Origin of the sequence: Burkholderia sp. PAMC 26561, from assembly GCF_001557535.2 — a bacterium.
GTDB lineage: Bacteria > Pseudomonadota > Gammaproteobacteria > Burkholderiales > Burkholderiaceae > Caballeronia.
The window spans coordinates 1,427,578-1,447,768 of record NZ_CP014306.1; the positions used below are offsets into that span (position 1 = coordinate 1,427,578).

The 20,191-nt window shown below is 59.5% G+C and carries 20 protein-coding genes and 1 pseudogene; 11 read left to right on the forward strand and 10 right to left on the reverse strand.

Going from position 1 to position 20,191, the window contains the following annotated elements:
• Positions 1–64 precede the first annotated feature (64 nt).
• The 3 genes from AXG89_RS06735 to AXG89_RS06745 form a co-directional block, all read right to left on the reverse strand.
• Entirely contained in the window at positions 65–364 is a 300-nt protein-coding gene (locus AXG89_RS06735) for a flagellar protein FliT (protein ID WP_061998260.1), read from the reverse strand.
• 12 nt (positions 365–376) lie between these two features.
• Complete coding sequence (gene fliD / locus AXG89_RS06740) at positions 377–1,906, reverse strand: flagellar filament capping protein FliD (protein ID WP_062168749.1); 1,530 nt, start codon at positions 1,904–1,906, stop codon at positions 377–379.
• A gap of 181 nt (positions 1,907–2,087) precedes the next feature.
• Complete coding sequence (locus AXG89_RS06745; protein WP_062168751.1) at positions 2,088–3,299, reverse strand: flagellin; 1,212 nt, start codon at positions 3,297–3,299, stop codon at positions 2,088–2,090.
• Between the two features lie 284 nt (positions 3,300–3,583).
• Between AXG89_RS06745 and AXG89_RS06750 the strand changes: the two genes are divergently transcribed.
• Both AXG89_RS06750 and rpsU read left to right on the forward strand, forming a co-directional pair.
• Complete coding sequence (locus tag AXG89_RS06750) at positions 3,584–4,531, forward strand: aldo/keto reductase (protein ID WP_062168753.1); 948 nt, start codon at positions 3,584–3,586, stop codon at positions 4,529–4,531.
• A gap of 363 nt (positions 4,532–4,894) precedes the next feature.
• Complete coding sequence (gene rpsU / locus AXG89_RS06755; protein WP_031357080.1) at positions 4,895–5,107, forward strand: 30S ribosomal protein S21; 213 nt, start codon at positions 4,895–4,897, stop codon at positions 5,105–5,107.
• Between the two features lie 145 nt (positions 5,108–5,252).
• Here the strand turns inward: rpsU and AXG89_RS06760 are convergent, their stop codons facing one another.
• The 3 genes from AXG89_RS06760 to AXG89_RS06770 form a co-directional block, all read right to left on the reverse strand.
• The gene (locus AXG89_RS06760) at positions 5,253–5,612 is read right to left on the reverse strand and encodes a hypothetical protein (protein WP_061998263.1); all 360 of its coding nucleotides are present in this window, start codon (positions 5,610–5,612) and stop codon (positions 5,253–5,255) included.
• Between the two features lie 68 nt (positions 5,613–5,680).
• Positions 5,681–6,106, reverse strand: a complete 426-nt coding sequence (locus AXG89_RS06765; protein WP_062000648.1) for a hypothetical protein — start codon at positions 6,104–6,106, stop codon at positions 5,681–5,683.
• A 479-nt stretch (positions 6,107–6,585) separates the two neighbouring features.
• Entirely contained in the window at positions 6,586–7,230 is a 645-nt protein-coding gene (locus AXG89_RS06770) for a DNA-3-methyladenine glycosylase I (RefSeq protein ID WP_062168754.1), read from the reverse strand.
• 162 nt (positions 7,231–7,392) lie between these two features.
• Between AXG89_RS06770 and AXG89_RS06775 the strand changes: the two genes are divergently transcribed.
• Entirely contained in the window at positions 7,393–8,295 is a 903-nt protein-coding gene (locus tag AXG89_RS06775) for a BadF/BadG/BcrA/BcrD ATPase family protein (protein WP_062168755.1), read from the forward strand.
• 39 nt (positions 8,296–8,334) lie between these two features.
• Positions 8,335–9,159, forward strand: a complete 825-nt coding sequence (locus AXG89_RS06780) for a Cof-type HAD-IIB family hydrolase (RefSeq protein ID WP_062168757.1) — start codon at positions 8,335–8,337, stop codon at positions 9,157–9,159.
• A gap of 78 nt (positions 9,160–9,237) precedes the next feature.
• Here AXG89_RS06780 and AXG89_RS06785 read toward each other — a convergent pair.
• Positions 9,238–9,539: pseudogene (locus tag AXG89_RS06785) on the reverse strand (PXPV repeat protein).
• Positions 9,540–9,886: 347 nt separating this feature from the next.
• Positions 9,887–10,600 (reverse strand): aquaporin Z, encoded by a 714-nt coding sequence (aqpZ, locus tag AXG89_RS06790; protein ID WP_061998268.1) that lies wholly within the window; start codon positions 10,598–10,600, stop codon positions 9,887–9,889.
• A gap of 294 nt (positions 10,601–10,894) precedes the next feature.
• On the opposite strand from aqpZ, the gene AXG89_RS06795 reads away from it, so the two are divergent.
• Positions 10,895–11,200, forward strand: coding sequence for an H-NS histone family protein (locus AXG89_RS06795; protein WP_062168759.1), 306 nt, complete (start codon positions 10,895–10,897; stop codon positions 11,198–11,200).
• Between the two features lie 189 nt (positions 11,201–11,389).
• On the opposite strand, the gene AXG89_RS06800 is transcribed toward AXG89_RS06795, so the two are convergent.
• Both AXG89_RS06800 and AXG89_RS42015 read right to left on the reverse strand, forming a co-directional pair.
• On the reverse strand, positions 11,390–12,454 hold the full coding sequence (locus AXG89_RS06800) for a glycosyltransferase family 4 protein (protein ID WP_061998270.1): 1,065 nt from the start codon (positions 12,452–12,454) through the stop codon (positions 11,390–11,392).
• Positions 12,455–12,671: 217 nt separating this feature from the next.
• Positions 12,672–12,998 (reverse strand): hypothetical protein, encoded by a 327-nt coding sequence (locus AXG89_RS42015; RefSeq protein ID WP_162916012.1) that lies wholly within the window; start codon positions 12,996–12,998, stop codon positions 12,672–12,674.
• A 158-nt stretch (positions 12,999–13,156) separates the two neighbouring features.
• On the opposite strand from AXG89_RS42015, the gene motA reads away from it, so the two are divergent.
• The 6 genes from motA (at position 13,157) to AXG89_RS06830 (ending at position 20,167) form a co-directional block, all read left to right on the forward strand.
• A complete protein-coding gene (motA, locus tag AXG89_RS06805) occupies positions 13,157–14,017 on the forward strand; it encodes a flagellar motor stator protein MotA (RefSeq protein WP_061998271.1) in 861 nt (286 codons plus the stop codon).
• Between the two features lie 37 nt (positions 14,018–14,054).
• The gene (motB, locus tag AXG89_RS06810) at positions 14,055–15,026 is read left to right on the forward strand and encodes a flagellar motor protein MotB (protein ID WP_062168761.1); all 972 of its coding nucleotides are present in this window, start codon (positions 14,055–14,057) and stop codon (positions 15,024–15,026) included.
• Positions 15,027–15,074: 48 nt separating this feature from the next.
• A complete protein-coding gene (locus tag AXG89_RS06815; protein WP_061998273.1) occupies positions 15,075–15,455 on the forward strand; it encodes a response regulator in 381 nt (126 codons plus the stop codon).
• A 104-nt stretch (positions 15,456–15,559) separates the two neighbouring features.
• Positions 15,560–17,779 (forward strand): chemotaxis protein CheA, encoded by a 2,220-nt coding sequence (cheA, locus tag AXG89_RS06820; RefSeq protein WP_062168763.1) that lies wholly within the window; start codon positions 15,560–15,562, stop codon positions 17,777–17,779.
• 51 nt (positions 17,780–17,830) lie between these two features.
• Positions 17,831–18,361, forward strand: coding sequence for a chemotaxis protein CheW (cheW, locus tag AXG89_RS06825; RefSeq protein ID WP_061998275.1), 531 nt, complete (start codon positions 17,831–17,833; stop codon positions 18,359–18,361).
• Between the two features lie 21 nt (positions 18,362–18,382).
• A complete protein-coding gene (locus AXG89_RS06830) occupies positions 18,383–20,167 on the forward strand; it encodes a methyl-accepting chemotaxis protein (RefSeq protein ID WP_062168765.1) in 1,785 nt (594 codons plus the stop codon).
• The last annotated feature ends 24 nt before the right edge of the window (positions 20,168–20,191 follow it).

Genomic DNA, 20,191 nt, shown 5'->3' on the forward strand with positions numbered 1-20,191 from the left:
TCACATTGCGCGTCGCACTTACCGCGCATCTGTTGTTGTCCTGCGTTGTCTCTTCACTGCCGCTTCAGAGTCGTGCTGCCTGCTGATACCGGCTGGCGGCGCTCGCCTGGTTCATCGCTTGCCGGTGATTCCTCATCAACGCTGTTTCCGCCGATGTCGCCACGTTCATGATCGTCGCAATGCTCGCCTGGATCCGGCGGATGATGACCATGGCATCGGCGGGCTGGTCGGCTTGCAAGCCCATCAGGAGCGGCGAACGCGTTTGCGTGAGTTCGGCGGCGCGGGGCCAGTCGTTATCGGCGGCTGCATTTTCGATGGCTTCCGTCAGCGCCCACGCCTGCGCGATCAGTTCTTGCTGGTTCATCGCTTTGCTCCCTTACTTGTTGGTCGCGAGTGCGCCCGCGCTGTCCGTGCCGCCGAATAACTGCGTGAGGTAGCTGGCGTTGCTTGTCGATTGCGACATCAGCGTGTTCAGCGCCGTGAATTGCGCGTTGTATGAAGTCGTCAACTGCGCGGCGTATGCCGTGAGTGCCGTTTGCTGGTCGCTCAGGCTTTTCAGGTCGGCGGTCAGCGCGGTCGAGCGCGTATCCATGATGCCGCCGGTCGCAAGGAACGACGTCAGGTCGTTGTTCATGTTCGCGGCAACGCCGTTAGTCGAATTGAACAACTTCGCGACGGTTTGCGGATCGCTGCTGAGCGCGGCGGTGAGCGCATCGGAATCGGTCTTGAGCGTGCCGTCCGGCTGCAGCGTGATGCCGATAGACGCGAGATTGACCGCGGACGAGCCCGCGCCGACCGCGCCGCTGATGGCGCTCGAGAGCGTGTTACGGATCGTGTTCATCATGGAGTCGCCGAGCAGCGCGCCCCCTTGCGAACCGACTGCCTGGGTCGAGTCGAACGATGTCAGCGACTGGACCGTGCTCATGTAGTTGTTGTACGCGGTGACGAAGGCGTTGATGGCCGTTGCCTGTCCGGTCGTATCGGGCGCGACGGTCAGCGTCTGCGTGGTGCCGACCGATGTGGAATCGAGCGTCATCGAAACGCCGCTGAGCGCCGTGGTGATCGTGTTGCTGGCGCTGGTTCCGGGCGTGCCCGCGATCGAGAAGTTGGCGTCTTCTCCGGCTACGCTCTGCGTCCAGTTTCCCGATGCAACCGTGGTCACCGAGCCCGTGTAATTGCCGGCCGTTTCCGAGCTGCTTGCGGGCGCGGATGCCGTGCCCGAGGTCACGGCGAGGTTGTTCAGCGCATCGCCCGATGCCGTCCCCGAGATCGAGACATTGATCCCGTTCGAAACACCCGTGGACGACGAACGCAGCACGAGATGCGCGCCGTCCGTGCCGTTCACGATGGCCGCCGTCACGCCCGGATTGCCGGACGCCGAATTGATGGCCGATGCAATGCCCGACAGCGTGTTGTTGTCCGACGTGACCGGGATCGACATGTTCTTGCCGCCGACCGAGATGGTCATGGTCCCGGTGCCGAGCGTATCGGTCGACTTGAACGCGCCCGACGTAATCGACTGCGATGTCGCGATATTCGAGACCTGCACGGAATAGGAGCCCGCCACCGCGCCGGAGGTGCCCTTCGCAGTGATGCCCTTGCCGTCGCCGGTCGCCGTGAAGGCAGAGAGCGTCGTGCCGTCCGAGAGCGCCGAAAGAGACGTCTGCAGCAGGGACATCACCGATTTCAGCGTGCCGAGCGCCGTGACCTGCGTGTTGTCCGTGGTGGTCTTGCTATTGAGAGTGTCCGTCTGGCCCGCGATTTTCGAATTGACGAGCGCGGTGACCAGGGAGTTCACGTCCATGGTCGAGCCGGTCGAGCCGCTGATGATCGACTGTGCGGCCTGCTGGACCGCGCTGTTCGGGTCAACGGTTGAACCGGTTGACGATGTAGATATCGTGCTCATGCATTGCTCCGTTCGTGCGTGGGCCGGAAAACGCTCGATAAATTCCGGAAACGCGAACTGGGAGGCAAGCCTCCCAGCGGTTTTTTTGCTTCTTTTTGCTGCCACTACCGCTGTGATGCGGATGTTTCACCCGGCGCGCATTGTAAGCGGTGCGCGCCGGTTACTGCGTCGGCCAAACTGCTTAGCCGAGGAGCTTCAGTACTTGTTGCGGCAGCGAGTTGGCCTGTGCCAGCACCGAGATACCTGCTTGCTGCAGCACTTGCGCCTTGCTCAGGTTCGCGGTCTCCTGCGCGAAGTCCGCGTCGGTGATTTGCGATTGAGCCGACGACAAGTCCGTCGATTGTGCTTGCTGCGTCGTGGCTACCGAGCTGAAACGGTTCTGGACAGCGCCCAGTTGCGATTGCAGTGCGTTGACGGTGTTCAGCGCATTGTCGATCGATTCAATAGCGCTCGATGCGCCGTTCGTCGTGCTGATGTCGATTGCGGACACTTGCGGCGGTGCGCTGTTTGCGTCGAACGAAGCGAGTTCGCTGGTTTGCTGAGCGGTCGCGGCGGCACCGCTCGCTGTCACGTAAGACGCGGCCAGCGTGCTCGGCGTGCCGGTGGAACCCGCCGTAATGACGTTCGCAGCTACGAAGGCGTACTTGGCCGTACCGTTGCCGCCGTCAGATGCCGGAATAACTTCATTACCGGTGCCGTCGCCCAGCGCTTTGTTGTTCTGGTCCGTATAGGAATAACCACCCTTGCCGTCAGCGATGACGTTGACTGTGGTGATAGCAGCGGGGGCAGCCGTGGTGCCGGCAACATAAGTACCAGCAGCGGCCAGCGACAGACCGTCGATACTGCCAACTGCCGTGCCCTTTTGCGGAACGCCGCCACCGAGCTTCAGGGCCGATACATTGGCCGATGCACCCAGATCCACGCTGATCGACTGGCCGACGTTCGCGCCAACCTGGAAGCTCTTCACGCCAGCCGAACCGTCCAGCAAGTTCGTGCCGTTGTACGTGGTTTGCGACGAGATGCGGTTAATTTCACTGATACGCTGCGACACTTCCGACTGGAGCGCTGCCTGGTCGGTCGACGACAGCGAACCGCTCGAAGCTTGCACAGCCAGTTGGCGAATACGTTGCAGGTTGTCCGTGATCTGGCTCAGACCGCTCGATGCCGTTTGCGTCATCGAAACGCCGTCGTTCGCATTCGATACACCTTGGTTCAGGCCGTTGATCTGCGACGTCATGCGCGATGCAATGGCTTGTCCTGCTGCGTCGTCCGCGGCGCTGTTGATGCGCTTGCCCGACGACAGGCGGGTGATTGCCGACGACAGCGCGCTCTGCGTGCTGCCCAGGTTTTGCTGAGCGACCAGCGAGTTGATATTGCTGTTAATACCGATCATTTGGATTTCTCCTGAAAAAGCTATGTGAGCTAAAAGGGCTGTTTTTGGCTACTACGCCGTCCTGTTGCCTGGCGGTTCCGAGCGTGTTAGCCGGCCGCCTACTTGGGTTAGCGGCCCCTCACAAAAACTTGAGGAATTCGAAAATCATTTGTAGAAGGAATGCCTTGAACGCTGGAGATAGTCTTGCCGTAAGGGGTTTGCAATGGCACACCGCCTGCGGGCATGGAGATTCACGGGTATTCTTTTTCGCAGCATTCCCTTGATTGCACACGTCAGGAGCCACCATGCAACACCGCACCATCGGTACCTCGGACCTCAAGGTCGCGCCGCTCGTCTTCGGCGGCAACGTGTTCGGCTGGACCGCCGACGAACGCACGTCCTTCTCCCTTCTCGACGCTTTTGTCGACCACGGCCTCAATTTCATTGATACCGCCGACGTCTACTCGGCCTGGGTCGAAGGCCACCAGGGCGGTGAATCGGAGACGATCATCGGCAAGTGGCTGAAGGAGAGCGGCAAGCGCGACAAGGTCGTGCTCGCCACCAAGGTAGGCATGCTGAGCACGCGGCCGGGGCTGTCGGCGGCGAACATCGAAGCGGCCGTGAACGACTCGCTCAAGCGGCTCAAGACGGATTACATCGACGTCTATTTCTCCCATCTCGACGACGATAAAACGCCGCTCATCGACACGCTCGGCGCCTATCAGAAGCTGATTGCAGCCGGCAAGGTGCGGGTGATCGGGGCATCGAACTACACGGGCGAACGGCTGGAAGAGGCGCTGAAGATCTCTCAAAAGGAGGGCATTCCGGGTTATCAGGTGCTGCAACCGGAATACAACCTCTATGATCGCGCAGGTTACGAAGGCGACCAGGAGCCGGTCGCCGCGGCGCATAAGGTCTCTGTGGTGACGTACTACAGCCTCGCGAGCGGTTTCCTGAGCGGAAAATACCGGTCCAAAGCCGATACGGAGAACGCTGCGCGCGGTTCCAAGGTCTCGGGCTATCTGAACGATCGCGGCTTGCGGATCATCGATGCGCTCGTCAAGGTCGCCGACCGCCACGGCGTCGCGCCCGCTACAATTGCGCTCGCATGGCTGATCGCACGTCCGAGCGTGACAGCGCCGATTGCCAGCGCGACTTCGGTCAAACAGCTCGAAAATCTTGCCGAAGCCACGCGCATCACGCTCGAGCCTGAAGACATTGCGTTGCTGACGGAGGTCAGTGATCCAACGTAAGTTTTCGCATAAATGCCTGAAAAACTTCGGATTTTCATGGAGTTGCGCCCCGCAAACCGGCTTTGCGGGGTTGGCGATACGTCGACGATCTGATAACATCTCGCCCGAATCGAGATTTTTGCCCGATGACGCCGCAGCTTTTCGCGACGTCTGGCGGCCCGAAGTGCGCTGTTCCGGATTCCAGGGAATGCGCATGCCGTGATCGGCGGTGAAATCCCACCTCTCTCTTTTCCGGCCTCCGTGGCCGCTTTGCTCGTGTTCGCCGCGTTGGGTGGACGATCGGAGTGCCGGCGCGCGGCGTAAGCCCGTTTGGTTACGCTTCGCCGCGCAGTCAGAAAAACGTATTAGCGATTTAGGACTTCCATGACCACTATTGTTTTGAAAGAAAATGAGCCGTTCGACGTTGCGATCCGTCGCTTTCGCCGGACCATCGAAAAGAACGGCCTGATCGCCGAACTTCGCGAACGCCAGTCGTACGAGAAGCCGACGACAGCACGCAAGCGCAAGAAAGCGGCTGCAGTTAGCCGCCTGCGCAAGCGTCTGCGCAGCCAGATGCTGCCCAAGAAGCTTCACTAATTCTTGGCATGTTGCGGCCTCAGTCTGGGCCGCAACAAAGCAAAACGGCGATGCTGCCCGAAAGGGTTGCATCGCCGTTTTGCTTTGTGTTCTGCTTTGCGCTTCGTGTTTTGCTTTGTACTTTGTGGCAGCCGTGCTGTACTTTTCAGACGAAGGCGTGGCGCTCCGCCAAGCGAGCCAGGACCTGCGGCCATTCGTCGACGCGGAAGTCGTCGTGAACTTCTTCCAGCTCGATCAGCAGCTCGGCAATTTCAGGATCGTAGGCATTCACGTTGGATGCATACAGCGCCCGCAATAGCGATCCGTCTCTCGCGTTCCGGTAGTACGAGATACCAATGCCTTCAATGTCCGGCTGGTACACGTCGTCAGCAATCAGCGACCCGATAGCGCATTTGCGGCCGTCGCTGCTGCGAAGCCGGCACGAACCGTTGTCATCCTCCGACACGGCCCGCTGCGTGAGCAGATGCGCGCTCACGCGTTCGTAGATGTCTCTTGCCGTTAACATTGCGTTACTCGTTGTTCTAATTGATGCATTTCCTGGAACCTCGACGGAGCCAGGCAGTGTCCTTGAGCTCAAGCCGCTGACTTCAACCGTTCCGCCGACAGATTGAACTGGCGTGCAATCGATGCAAACCGCTCGCGCCATTCCCATTTGCCGAATACGTCGTGCACGTTCTGCAGGCAACTGAGCAATTCGACGGTAGTCGGGTCGTAGACATTGATATTCGAGCGCAACAACGCCCGCTTCAACGCTGTCACGCCGACATCCATATACGAAGGCACAGACTCGGGACCTTTGTCGATGTAGCGGATAGGCACGCCTTCCATCGCTGTCATGTAGTCTCGCGGCTTGATGAAGCTGCCTACTGGACAGCCGCCGCAGTATCCGCGATATGCGCCGCCGCCTCGCGGCAGCAAAGCTGCCTGACCCTGGCCAAACAAGTGGTGCACGGCGCTATCGAAGATTTCCTGATGCGTCAAAAAGTTGAGGTTTTTCATTCTGCTTTCCCCTGCACCGACATCGCGGCGCTTCGTGGGTGTCATCAAACAGCGTTATCAGTATCGGACGCGATTCGGGTCGTCTTAGCGCGGTGAGCCACACAATCCGCGTTTTTCGATTCGCCATTCGCTTTCCTGCAATACCGCCCGCCAGGACCAAGCACGCTTCGGCCAGCCTCACATCGCGACTGACGGCAAATAAGCCGTTCACGCGCTGCAAAACCAGTTCGCACTTAATTTATAGCGGTTCTTCCCGGTAAAAAATGGGTGCTGGCACTCAGTAGGTCGCAATTTTGACATGCTGCCCGGGTTTCTGCACGGCCGGTGGCCGGCCGACGCGGCTTTGTAGTAAAGGCTCCAGAGCGTTTTCTACCCGCCAAAAAGCATTGCCGTCGGGATTTTCCCTGAGGATGCCTTAAACAACGAAGTTTGTTGCGAAAACGCAATATCTGAGCTGCAAACCCGTGGCAATGAATTTCTTAAACTGATGGCTTTTTGGCGGATTGACGCTTCTCACCTGCGAGAGCGCGGTTCGAGCGGCAGAAGCAGGCGGCTTCGTGGTCGTTGACCATTCCGGTCGCCTGCATGAAGGCGTAGCACGTGGTGGATCCGACGAACGTACAACCGAATTTCCTCAGCGCGCGACTCAATGCGTCCGATATTTCCGTGGAGGCCGGCGCGTGCGAGTACGAAGCGCGCGGAGTGTCGACAGGCGTGCCGCCGACAAACGACCACACGAATGCCGCGAAGGAGCCGTGCTCAGCCTGAATTCGCTGTACCGCGCGAGCGTTGGCGACAGCGGATGCGATCTTCGCCCTGTTGCGGATGATGCGGGCATCGAGCAGGAGTTTGGCTGCATCGTTTTCCGAGAAGGCGGCGATCCTGTCGATATTGAAGTTGTGAAACAGCGTCTTGTAGCCCTCGCGCTTGTTAAGAATCGTCGACCAGGACAAGCCGGCCTGAGCGCCCTCGAGCACGAGCATTTCGAAGAGATGACGATCGTCGTGCGAGGGGACGCCCCATTCCGTGTCGTGATAGTGGGCGAGGGCCGGCGTGCTCACCCAGCCGCAGCGGTGCGGCTCGGGAGTTTCGTTGGGCTGGGCTGATCTCTTAGGTTTTGTCATGGCTGATTCAGGGGATGCATGGTGAACGTTCGATCAGCATAGGTGGAAGGCTTTGCGCGGAACAGTCGGCCGAATGGCATGGTTGGTGATGCGGTCTTGCGTTCAAGTTGTATCCCATTCGGCTGAGTGGCGGTCCCGGCGCCGGGCCGTTAAGCTTCCGGCATGACTAAATCAAACCACTCCTACTCTTATCTGATCGGCGTCGATGGCGGCGGCAGCGGCACGCGTGTTGTCCTGGCCGACGCAAACGGCGTCGAACTCGCTCGTGCGTCGGGTGGACCTTCAGGGCTTGGACTTGGCGTCGAGCGCGCCTGGAAAGCGATCGACTCAACGATCTCACGCGCGTTCGGTTCGGCGGGCTTGCCGTTCGAATGGCAAGCCTGTGCGCTCGGCTGCGGCCTGGCCGGCGTGAACCACGCTGGCTGGCTCGCCCAGTTTCATGAAAGTGCGCCGGATGGATGCGCACTTGTTGTCGAAAGTGACGCATTGACTACGCTCCTGGGCGCTCACGGCGGCGAGCCTGGCGTGATCGTGGCGCTGGGTACGGGCAGCATCGCGGCATCGCTTGATACGCAGGGTCAAGTCGCGATTGCGGGCGGCTATGGGTTTCCGAGCGGTGATGAAGCGAGCGGCGCATGGCTCGGCATGCGCGCGGCGGTGCATCTGCAGCGCGTCCTGGATGGGCGCGCGCCGGCTGACGACTGGTCCCATGCGCTGCTTGAATGCACCAATGTCGCCGATCGCGATGGTCTGGTGGTGTGGCTGAGCGCTGCCAACCAGACCGCCTATGCCACGCTCGCACCCACGATCTTCCAGCATCGAAATCATCCGTTCGCCGAGCGGCTGCTTCAGGAGGCGGGTCGCGAGATCGAGACGATGGTGGCGGCGCTCGACCCCGACAAGGTAATGCCGGTGGCATTGTGCGGCGGTCTTGCGAGCCCGCTCGAACCGTTTGTGCCGGAGACGCTTCGCGCCCGCTTGCGAGTACCGCTTGCGGACTCAGCAGCGGGCGCGCTGCAACTGGCTCACCGCGCGGCGGCGGGGGAAGGGCAGGCAGCGCGCTAGAATGACAGAGTCCTAACAGCTAAAAGGAAGCGCCTTCCCATGTATTCGATCATCGCAACCGATCTCGACGGCACCTTGCTCAACAGCGACCATCAGGTCGACCCGTTCACCGTCGAAACGGTCCGCGAACTTGAAGCGCAAGGGGTGCGTTTCATTATCGCCACGGGGCGGCATTACCGGGACGTGGTGGGGATTCGAATGGTGCTGGGTATCAATGCGTATCTCATCACGTCGAACGGCGCCCGCATCCACGCGCCCGACAACGAGCGTATTTACGCGCGTGACATTGCGCCTTCAGCCGTGCGCCGGCTCGTCCAGCCGGATCTGGCGGGCAGCGAGCGTGTGATCGTGAACCTGTTCGCCGACGACGCCTGGCTGATCGACCGGCATGCGCCGACCTTGCTCGAATTTCACCAGGATTCGGGATTCAACTATGACGTCATGGATCTGCGCCAGCACGACGGCGAGAACATTGCGAAGGTGCTTTATATTGGCGATCCGGAAGATTTGAAGGTGACCGCGGCGAATCTCGAACGTGAATTCGGCGATTCCATCTACGTGACCTTTTCAATGCCGGATTGCCTGGAGGTGATGACGTCGGATGTATCCAAGGGAAGGGCATTGCGGTTCGTGCTGGACCGGCTCGATATCGATACCGCGCATTGCGTGGCGTTCGGCGACAACATGAATGATATCGACTTGCTTGAAACCGCCGGACGTCCATTCATGATGAAAAACGCGAATCCTGATCTGGTCAAGCGCCTGCCGAATATTCCGAGAACTGGCAATAACTTCGAGGCAGGGGTCGCACATCAGCTGCGCAGTTTGTTCGGCATGAGCGACAAAATCGCCGCTGGCGAGTAACACGACCAAACGCGAACAATAAAAAAGGAGCGCCCATACGGCCGCTCCTTTTTTTAGATCTGGCGAAACGCCGGATCTTTATCCACGATGATTCCATCCGCCGCGATTATCGCCGCCATAATTCCCGCCGCGATGGTCCCAGCCGGTACGATCCCAACGGCCCCGGTCCGGTCCGCCCCAGCGCGGTTCATCGTGATGACGCCAGGCGGGCGGCGCCGCACGATAATAAGGTGCGGGTTGTACATAAACGCCGCGGGACTTGTATAAACCGGTGCGCCAAGCGACAAGCCGATATTCAGATCTGTATGTGCCTGCGCGGCTCCTGCTGCACCTAACGCGAGACCAGCGGCAACCAGCAGATGCGTAACGATGCGTGTCATGGTGTTCTCCTTTATGGGCGACGCGTGTCGCATGAATCTAATGTACGCATCCGTCGTCTTACGAGTGTCGACGAGTTGTTACCGGGTGAAAGTGTTGCGAAAGGGAGTCTGCGGGATTAAAGCGTGGCTGGCATGGGTGCAAAACCCATGATGGTAAAAGCTTTGCGGTTGATGGAACGGCGTGTGGCTCTGACGGCCAGCATTTCCAGATTCGAAAAGCAGTAAACGCACATTACATTTGTCGCAGCCGATTCATATTGCCTGGCTGGTTTAAACGGTTGAAACCGCGACCTCAATAAAAAAACGGGCGCCGGGCGCCCGTTTTTCCTCAATCGACTTGCTGTGAATCAGGCCGATGCAAGCGCCCGTTTCTTCGCGCCGGTCAGCAGCGGATAAACCACACCCGCGATGATCGCGCCGATGATCGGTGCAACCCAGAACAGCCACAGTTGTTCCACTGCCGCGCCGCCGACGAACAATGCCGGGCCGGTCGAGCGAGCCGGGTTCACAGACGTGTTGGTCACCGGGATCGAGATCAGGTGGATTAGCGTCAGGCACAGGCCGATTGCGATCGGCGCAAATCCGGCGGGCGCACGGCTGTCGGTTGCGCCAAGGATGACGAACAGGAAGAAGAACGTCATGACCACTTCGCAGACGAGCGCGGCCATCATCGAGTAATGACCAGGCGATTGGTCGCCAAAGCCATTGGTCGCGAAACCGCCGAGTTCAAAGGTCGGCGAACCGCTTGCGATCACATACAGCACGTACGCGCCTAGAATGCCGCCAATCACTTGCGCGACAATGTACGGAGCCAGATCGCGAACCGGAAAGCGGCCGGCGACGGTCAAGCCAACGCTTACGGCCGGGTTCAGGTGGCAACCGGAGATGTGGCCGATGGCATAAGCCATGGTGAGCACGGTCAGGCCAAACGCGAGCGAGACGCCCGCAAAGCCAATACCAAGTTGAGGAAATCCAGCGGCAAGTACGGCGCTTCCGCAGCCGCCCAGCACGAGCCAGAACGTACCAAACATTTCTGCGCCGAGGCGCTGTCCCAATCGCATGATTCGAAGTCCTAAAAATATATAAAAAACTGAAACGTTTTCGCTGCGTGTGATCGCTATTAAATTGACGACCAAATGCAGCGGGTAGGCAGTGTAATCCGAGTATCGGCAGTAGTTGTCAACAATTGTCAAATCAGCCAGAACTAAGGCAAGTCCTATTAAGATTGGCCTATAGTTTCAAGAATCTTCTTAAGTTGTTTGGGACTTTCTGCAATTGCGTTGGCAACCGTTGCATCTTTTATTCGATATCGTTAGGCTTCTCAATAATCGCTGCCTATTGAAAAGGGATTGGAAATGTCGCAATACATTGAGCTGAAGGCGCAAATAGCCAAACTTCAGGAGCAGGCTGAAGTAGCGCGCCGCACGGAACTGGAAGCTGTACTCGTGGATATACGGCGGAAGATCGTTGAGTATGGGCTTACCGCACAGGATTTGGGGCTGACGGTTGTACGCCGCGGGCGCCCGCCGAAGAAAGAACCATTGCCACCGGTCTACCAGGATCCCAAGTCAGGTAATACGTGGAGTGGCCGTGGCAAACCGCCGAAGTGGATCGTGGGTAAAAGCCGGGAGCGTTTCTTGATTAATCAGGAGCATTCCTGACAACGCCGTGCATCGGGACAAACTGCGAAAAAGGCCCCGCTGGTGTCTCTGGATACAAAAAAATCCACCCTGTTGCGGGTGGATTTTTTTGCGCTGCAATAACGCGATTTATTCCAGCTAAGTAAATCAAAAATTCTCCGATGTCGAATCTTTATGGATCGCAACATCGGATTAATCGGCGTTCCTCGATCAGCCTACTGCAACCTGGCGCAGCATCGGGCGCTTTGCCGCCTGAAGCAGGGCGGTATAGCTGTCGACATAATTCTGCGCCATCGTGCTTGCACAGAAACGGCGTTCGAACTGCGCGCGGATTTCGGTGCGCGACAGTTCATCGAGTCGCTGAAGTGCGCCAACTGCGCCCTGCACGTCTTCGCAGATAAAGCCCGTCACGCCGTGATCGATGACTTCCGGGACCGAACCGCGATTGAATGCGATTACCGGCGTACCGCACGCCATGGCTTCGATCATCACAAGGCCAAACGGCTCCGACCAGTCGATCGGGAACAGCAGCGCCTTGGCGCCCGACAGGAACTCCGGCTTTTGCTGCTCGTTGATCTCGCCGACGAATTCCACATTTGCGCTCGAAAGTAACGGCTCGATCGTGCTCTTGAAGTACTCCTGGTCAACCTTGTCAACCTTTGCGGCGATCTTCAGCGGCAGACCGGTTTGCGCTGCGATCTGAATTGCCAGATCGGCGCGCTTTTCCGGGCAAATACGGCCGAGAAAGGCGAGGTATTCCGGCTTCTTGTGTTTTTGCGGCGTCAGGAGATCCTGCGGTAGCCCGTGGTAAATCGTGTTTAGCCACGCGGCTTGCGGCAGCGGCTGGCGCTGCGAATCCGAGATCGAGATGACCGGCGCTTCTGGAAATGCATCGAAAACCGGCTGCAATTCGGGCAGGTCAAGACGGCCATGCAGCGTAGTCACGAACGGCGTATCCATCTGCGAGAACGTCGAAAACGGCATGTAGTCGAGGTGGAAGTGGAGCACGTCGAACTCATGCGCGCGGCGGCGAACCTTCTCCAGCAGCAGCGCGTGGGGCGCGTTCCAGTCACGGATGGTCGGGTCGAGGCGCAGCGCACGCGGCCATGCGGCGTCGAGCGTCGCCTTGGTTTCCGAATCGCCGCTTGCAAAGAGCGTCACGTCGTGACCGAGATCAACCAGGGCGTCGCTCAAATACGAGACAACGCGCTCGGTGCCGCCGTAGAACTTCGGAGGAACTGCTTCGTGCAAGGGTGCAATTTGTGCGATACGCATAACGTGACTCTCCTGTTCGTTGCGGCTTCGAAATACGGTTTCCGATAGAAACCCGCTGAAGCCCTGCGGACGGGCCAGCCTCTATGCTGCCGCCCCCGTTGGAAATCGGACCCGGGTGAATCGGGTTATCCCTTACGACCCATTATCAAGATGACTGCGGTTATCGCCGAGTCATTTTGCAAACGCTTAACCTTGTTACAGGGCGAAACACCGCTGGCTACGAATTGCTGACAACGGCTGAGGTCCTTGCCTGGCGGGCGATTGCATGAATATCGACAAGCTGCGTCGGACTTGATGCGATGCCCAGGACGCAACAATGAGCAATGCCTGTGCCAAGGGTGCGAAAGGCACCACAGCCCGCCTCGTATGGTTTCAGCCACCAAACCGGGTCAATTCGAAGCGGTTTTGCAAAGTAATTGCCGGACGGTGCCGTTAAACAATCAATGCGCCCGTGTTGTAAGAAAAAATGCGCTTGATAGGTAAATCGAAAGCGGGTTTTGCAGAAGTTGGACGACAAATCGGCAGGTTTGCCCGATTTGTTCACGGGATTTTGCGTTGCCCGTGAATCACCTTACACGGTAATCGCCCCGCCAATAAAGACGCAGCCGGTTTCGCGCCGCCCATTTCCCTTCAAAGTTTTCCAGCCTCGTGCCGTAAACCACTTAACGGCGGTTTCGCCGCTGCAACCATGAGGATTCGATTGTGCTGATTTTCATCGGAACACTAGTGACGCTTTTGTCGGTTTTCGGCGGTTATGCGCTGGAAGGCGGGCATCTGGGCGCGCTGGTCCAACCCGTTGAAATCCTGATGATTGCAGGTGCGGGTGTCGGCGCTTTCATCCTCGGCAACGGCATGAAGACGATCAAGGCCACGCTGCGCGTGATCCCGACACTCTTCAAAGGCTCCAAGTACAACAAGGATGTGTACATGGAGCTGATGGCGCTTCTCTACGTGCTGCTTGCCAAGGCGCGCAAGGAAGGCACGCTGACGCTGGAATCCGACATCGACGATCCGGCTAAAAGCCCGATCTTTGCGCAGTATCCGAAGATCCTCGCGGATCACCATATCGTCGAGTTCCTGACCGATTATTTGCGCCTGATGGTCGGCGGCAACATGAACGCGTTCGAGATCGAAAGCCTGATGGACGAGGAAATCGAAACGCATCACGCCGAAGGCGAAGGCCCGGCGCAGGCGCTCCACAAGGTCGGCGACGCAATGCCTGCGTTCGGCATCGTCGCGGCCGTGATGGGTGTGGTCCATACCATGGCATCCGCCGATCAGCCGCCCGCGATTCTCGGCGAAATGATCGCGCAGGCGCTGGTCGGGACGTTCCTCGGCATCTTGTTGTCGTACGGGTTGATCGGGCCGCTGGCGAGCGTTGCGGAGCAGCGCGTGGCCGAGTCGACGAAGATGTTCCAGTGCATCAAGGTCACGATTCTCGCGAGCCTGAACGGTTATGCCCCGGCTATTGCGGTCGAGTTCGGCCGCAAGGTGCTTTTCTCCACCGAGCGTCCGTCGTTCTCCGAACTGGAAGAACACGTGCGCCGCGTGAAGGCCAAGTAACGCCTTCACGCGAGAACGCGCTCCCGGAGAATCTGCCATGTCCAACAAAACCGATCGCCCGATCTTCATCAAACGGATCGTATCGAGCAAGAAAGCGCATCACGGCGGCGCGTGGAAGCTTGCGTACGCTGACTTCATGACCGCGATGATGGCGTTCTTCCTGCTCATGTGGCTGCTGAGCGCGGTGTCGCCAGTGCAGCGCCAGGGCATTGCGGAGTATTTCAACATGCCGCTCAAGAACGCCATCATGGGCGGGCAGAGTTCAGGCATGGACTCGAGCATTCTCAACGGCGGCGGACGCGATATCTCCAGCCCCGAGCAAGGCACGACACGCATGAGCGACGGCACGCGGCGCTCGAATCGCATTGATGAACAAACGCTGAGAGACGCGCAAGGCGAACTTGAACGCCGCGATCAGGCGCGCTTGCACGACCTGCAGGTCAAGCTGATGTCGGCGATAGATGCAAATCCGGTGTTGCGCCAGTTCCGCCAGCAGATTCGCATCGATTCGACGCAGCAAGGTTTGCGCATTGAAATTGTCGATACACAAAAGCGGCCGATGTTCGCCCTCGCAAGCAATTCCGTGCAGCCGTACATGCGCGACATCCTGCGCGAAATCGGCAAGGCGCTCAACGACGTGCCGAACCGGATCGTCGTGCAGGGACATACCGACGCCACGCAATACGCGGGCGGCGAGAAGGGCTACAGCAACTGGGAATTATCGGCGGATCGTGCCAACGCATCGCGCCGCGAATTGATTTCGGGCGGCATGGATGAAGCGAAGGTCTTGCGTGTGATCGGGTTGGCATCGACGCAAAACCTGAACAAGCAGGACGCCCTGGATCCGGAAAACCGCCGCATCAGCATTCTCGTTTTGAATCGCAAATCGGAAGAGTCGATGACACGCGACGAAACCGCCGCGACCACGATTACCAGCAATCCCCTTAACGCTGGCAATGCCACGCCTGGACTCGGCGCGCTCGTGCCGGGCAAAGCGGCGGCCAAGTAGCCAGCTTCAGGAAAAGCCTCAAAACATCGGACCAGGTACGACAAAACCATGATCAAGAACATTCTGACAATCGACGATTCCGCTTCAATGCGCAAAGTCCTCTCGGCGACATTCGTGGCGGCGGGGTATCGCGTGGAAGTTGCCGCCGATGGCGCCGAAGGCTACGAAGCGGCGCTCGCCGAACAGTTCGACCTCATCGTGACCGACCAGAACATGCCGGCCATGAGCGGGCTCGATCTGATCGTGAAGCTGCGCGGGCATCGTGCATATGCGAATACGCCGATCCTCGTGCTGACGACCGAATCCAGCGACCAGTTCAAGGCGGCGGCGCGCGAAGCGGGCGCGACGGGCTGGATCGAAAAACCGATCGATCCCGACATGCTGACCGAACTGGTCGCGACGTTGTCGGACGCCGAGCAGTCGCACTGAAGCAGTGAAGCACTCAAGCACTGAAACACGCAGCACGAGACAAAGCACAAGCAATTACGACGCGCATAGCGACGACAGACAAGGCATCCGGTGGTGACCCAGGCATGACACTCGACATTACGCAGTTCTATCAAACATTCTTCGACGAAGCCGACGAGCTGCTCGCAGACATGGAGCAATTGCTGCTCGCGCTGGATCTGGCGAACCCCGATCCCGAAGACCTCGGCGCGATTTTCCGCGCGGCGCATTCCATCAAGGGTGGCGCGGCAACGTTCGGTTTTTCGGCGCTGACCGAGACCACGCACATTCTCGAATCGCTGCTCGACCGGGCGCGTAACAACGAGCTGGTCTTGCGCCGCGACATGATCGATACCTTCCTTGAAACCAAGGACGTGTTGTCGGATCAGTTGAGTGCTTACCGTGCAAGCGCGGAACCGGATGCGGCCGCCGCAAAGGCGATCTGCACGAAGCTCGAGTTTCTCCGGGATAACGACGCGTGTAACGACGCGGGCCATGCGCCGCAAGCTGCTGCAGAATCGGCACCGTCTTTCGCCGATGCAGCCGCGATCGCCCAGGACCTCGCGCAAGTCGCGATGGCGCTGGGTCCGAACGAGCCGCCCGCGCACGTGGTCGAGCAGGCAAACGAAGCCGTGGAAGAAGAGGGCGACTGGACGGAGTTTCCGTCCGCGCCGGAATCCACGGACGCAAGTGCTGACACCGGCCCGCATCTGAAAATCACGTTACGTGGGGTAGGGGAGAAGGACCAGGCTCTGTTGACCGAGGAGCTTGGAAACCTGGGGACAGTCGTCGGGGAAAAGAAGTCGGGCGGTGACCTGACGTTGTGGCTGGACTCGGATGTATCGGCGGATGACATCGTTGCCGTGTGCTGTTTCGTGATCGATGATTCGCAGATTTCGATTGGTCGCGGCAATGCGTCGAGCGCATCGGTGGATGAAACGCCGGTTGCAGCCGTGGAAGAAATCAAAGAGGTGGCAGAAAAAGCGCCCCAGGCAGAGAAGACGGAACCGGCGGCGGCTGCATCTGCTGCCGCCGAGTCCCGCGCAAACACACCGGTTTCGGCTCCGGCCGAAGCTCCCAAGGCGCGCGCCGCAGCAGCGCCGGCTGCTGCAGAAGGCAGTTCGATTCGCGTGGGCGTTGAAAAGGTCGATCAGTTGATCAACCTCGTCGGCGAACTCGTGATCACGCAGGCCATGCTCGCCGAAACCACAAGCACGTTCGATCCCGCGCTGCACGACCGCCTCTTCAACGGCATGGCGCAACTCGAACGCAATGCGCGCGACTTGCAGGAAGCCGTGATGTCCATCCGCATGATGCCGATGGATTACGTCTTCAGCCGTTTCCCGCGTCTCGTGCGCGATCTCGCCGCGAAGCTCGGCAAGGAAGTCGAACTCGTCACGTTCGGTCAGGCGACGGAACTCGACAAGAGCCTGATTGAACGCATTATCGACCCGTTGACGCACCTCGTGCGCAACTCGCTCGATCACGGCATTGAAACCGTTGAAGCGCGTCGCGCGTCCGGCAAGGCCGCGGCGGGGCAACTGGTGCTGTCGGCGGCGCATCACGGCGGCAACATCGTGATCGAAGTCAGCGACGACGGCGCGGGCCTGCGCCGCGACAAGATCCTCGCCAAGGCGATGAAGCAAGGCATGCAGGTCAGCGAGTCGATGTCCGACGACGAAGTCTGGCAACTCATCTTCATGCCCGGCTTTTCCACTGCCGATCAAGTCACGGATATCTCCGGCCGCGGCGTTGGCATGGACGTGGTGAAACGCAACATCCAGGCGATGGGCGGCCACGTGGAAATCCAGTCGCGCGAGGGCAAGGGTACGACCACGCGTATTGTTTTGCCGCTGACGCTGGCGATTCTCGACGGCATGTCGGTGAAGGTCGGCAGCGAAATTTTCATCCTGCCGCTGAACTTCGTGATGGAGTCGCTGCAACCCGTTGCCGACGATATCTACACCGTCGCGGGCGGCGAGCGCGTGGTGCGCGTGCGTGGCGAATATTTGCCGCTGGTCGCGCTGCACCAGGTGTTCGAAGTCAGCGACGCACGCACCGAACCCACGCAGGGAATCATTACGATCATCCAGTCCGAGGGACGGCGTTTTGCCATGTTGATCGATGAGCTCGTCGGGCAGCAGCAAGTGGTGGTCAAGAACCTCGAAACGAATTACCGCAAGGTGCACGGCATCTCGGCTGCAACCATTCTCGGCGACGGCAGCGTCGCGCTGATCGTGGACGTGGCGGCGCTGAATCGTGAAAACCGCACGGCGCACGGCGCGGTGGCGTCGCTCACACATTAAGCATCAACGCACTGACGCAGTAACCAAACAACCGAACTCCGGGAGCTAAAAATGGCAGCAGACATTCAATCCATCACTTCCGCGGCGCAGCGCCGCGACGTTCAACGCGCTTCCACGCAAGCCGAAGCGGCCGGACAGGAATTCCTGGTCTTTACGCTGGGCGCGGAAGAGTACGGCATCGACATTTTGAAAGTGCAGGAAATTCGCGGCTACGACAACGTCACGCGCATCGCGAATGCGCCGACGTTCATCAAGGGCGTGATCAACCTGCGCGGCATCATCGTGCCGATCGTCGATATGCGCATCAAGTTCAATCTCGGCCGTGTCGAATACGACAACCAGACGGTCGTGATCATCCTGAACGTGGCGCATCGCGTGGTTGGCATGGTGGTCGACGGCGTGTCCGACGTCCTCACGCTTCAGGCTGATCAGGTCATGCCGGCGCCGGAATTCGGCGCGACGCTCACGACCGAGTATCTGACGGGACTCGGCACGGTCGATGGCCGCATGCTGATCCTGATGGACATCGAAAAATTGATGACGAGCAAGGAGATGGAGTTGATTGACTCCGTCGCGGCTTGATCCCACGTTTGGAAGAAAGACATGCTTAAGAACTGGTCGATTCGTACCACGCTGACCCTCGTGGGCTTGCTGTTCGTAGGCTTTGCCGCCGTGGTGGCTGCGCTGTCCCTGAACGGTTTGCGCTCGGCGGGCAATTCGTTGTCCATGCTGGCGGATAGCGACATGGTCTCGGTGCGCGCGCTCAACGACGCGTCGTCGTACTTGCTGCGCGCTCGCGTGACGCTTGACCGGGTGCGTTCACTCGATGAAGCCGGCAAGACCGACGAAGCGAAGAAGGCGATCGATCGCGGCCAGTTTTTGCTCGATAAATCCAACGAGAACTGGAAGCTGTTCCTTGCCACGCCGAAGCCGACCTTGCCGCAAGCAATGCTCGATGAAGTCGTCGCCAAGCGCGACACGCTGATGCGCGAAGGCGTGGATCCGGAGTTTGTCGCTATCCGCGCGAACGACCTGGCCGCGTATCACGCCATCGCCGACACGAAGATCAGCCCGATGTTCGTCTCGCTCGACACGGCGTCGTCCGCGGTCGTGGACTTTACGCAAAAACACGCCGATGCCTTGCGCGCGGATACGCAGGCGCATATTACGTTGCTGATCCAGGTGATCACGGGCGTGATGGTGCTGGCGGTGCTGACGTTGATTGCAACCCGTTTCGCAATGGGCGGCATGATCGTGCAGCCGATCAACGACGCGGTGGATCATTTCGAGCGCATCGCACGCGGCGACCTGACGCGCTCCGCTCACACCGATAAAACCAACGAGATCGGCCGCCTGTTTGCGGGTATAGAACGGATGCGCGTGAATTTGACCGCGATGGTCGGGGCGGTGCATCACGGCGCGGAATCCATCGATGTGGGTGCGCGTGAGATTGCAAGCGGCAATACGGACCTGTCACAACGTACCGAGGAACAGGCGGCGTCGTTGCAGGAAACGGCGTCGAGCATGGAACAGTTGACCAGCACGGTCAAGCAGAACGCCGAGAACGCGCGGCAGGCCTCGCAACTGGCCGTGAACGCGTCTGACATTGCATCGCGCGGCGGTGAAGTCGTCGAGCAGGTCGTGGACACCATGAACGCGATTTCATCGAGTTCGAGCAAGGTGGTGGACATCATCGGCGTGATCGAAGGGATCGCTTTCCAGACGAACATCCTTGCGCTGAACGCGGCGGTCGAAGCGGCGCGCGCCGGTGAGGAAGGGCGTGGATTCGCCGTCGTGGCCGGTGAAGTCCGCAGCCTCGCGCAACGCAGCGCGGCGGCGGCCAAAGAGATCAAGTCGCTGATCGGCGACTCGACGGCAAAGGTGGAAAGCGGCTCGCAACTCGTGGCGCGTGCCGGCACGACCATGGACGAGATCGTCCAGGCGGTGCGTCGCGTGACGGACATCATGGGCGAGATCAGCGCAGCGTCCGACGAACAGTCGCAGGGCATCGAACAGGTGAGCCGCGCGGTTGGGCAGATGGACGAAGTGACGCAGCAGAATGCCGCGCTGGTTGAAGAAGCGGCCGCTGCTGCGGCATCCCTCGAAGAACAGACGCGCAAGCTGAAGGACGTGGTCGGCCACTGGCAAGTCAGCGGCGACACGGCTCAGCAAGGCCGCGTCGAGCCGTCGGTTGCAGCGTCAGCACACGCAAGACGCCCCATTACGCCGATAAAAGTTGCTGCGCGGCCTAACGTCGCGGCCAATCGCGCCGTTAATAAGATTAACGAGAAGATGGTTGCAGCGACTCAGGCCTCTCAAGACGCCGCACCCGCAGCAAAAGCTCCGAAGCTCGCTGCAGTCGCAGCCGGCGACTGGGAAACCTTCTAAGGCAGTGGCAGAAGATCATGCAGG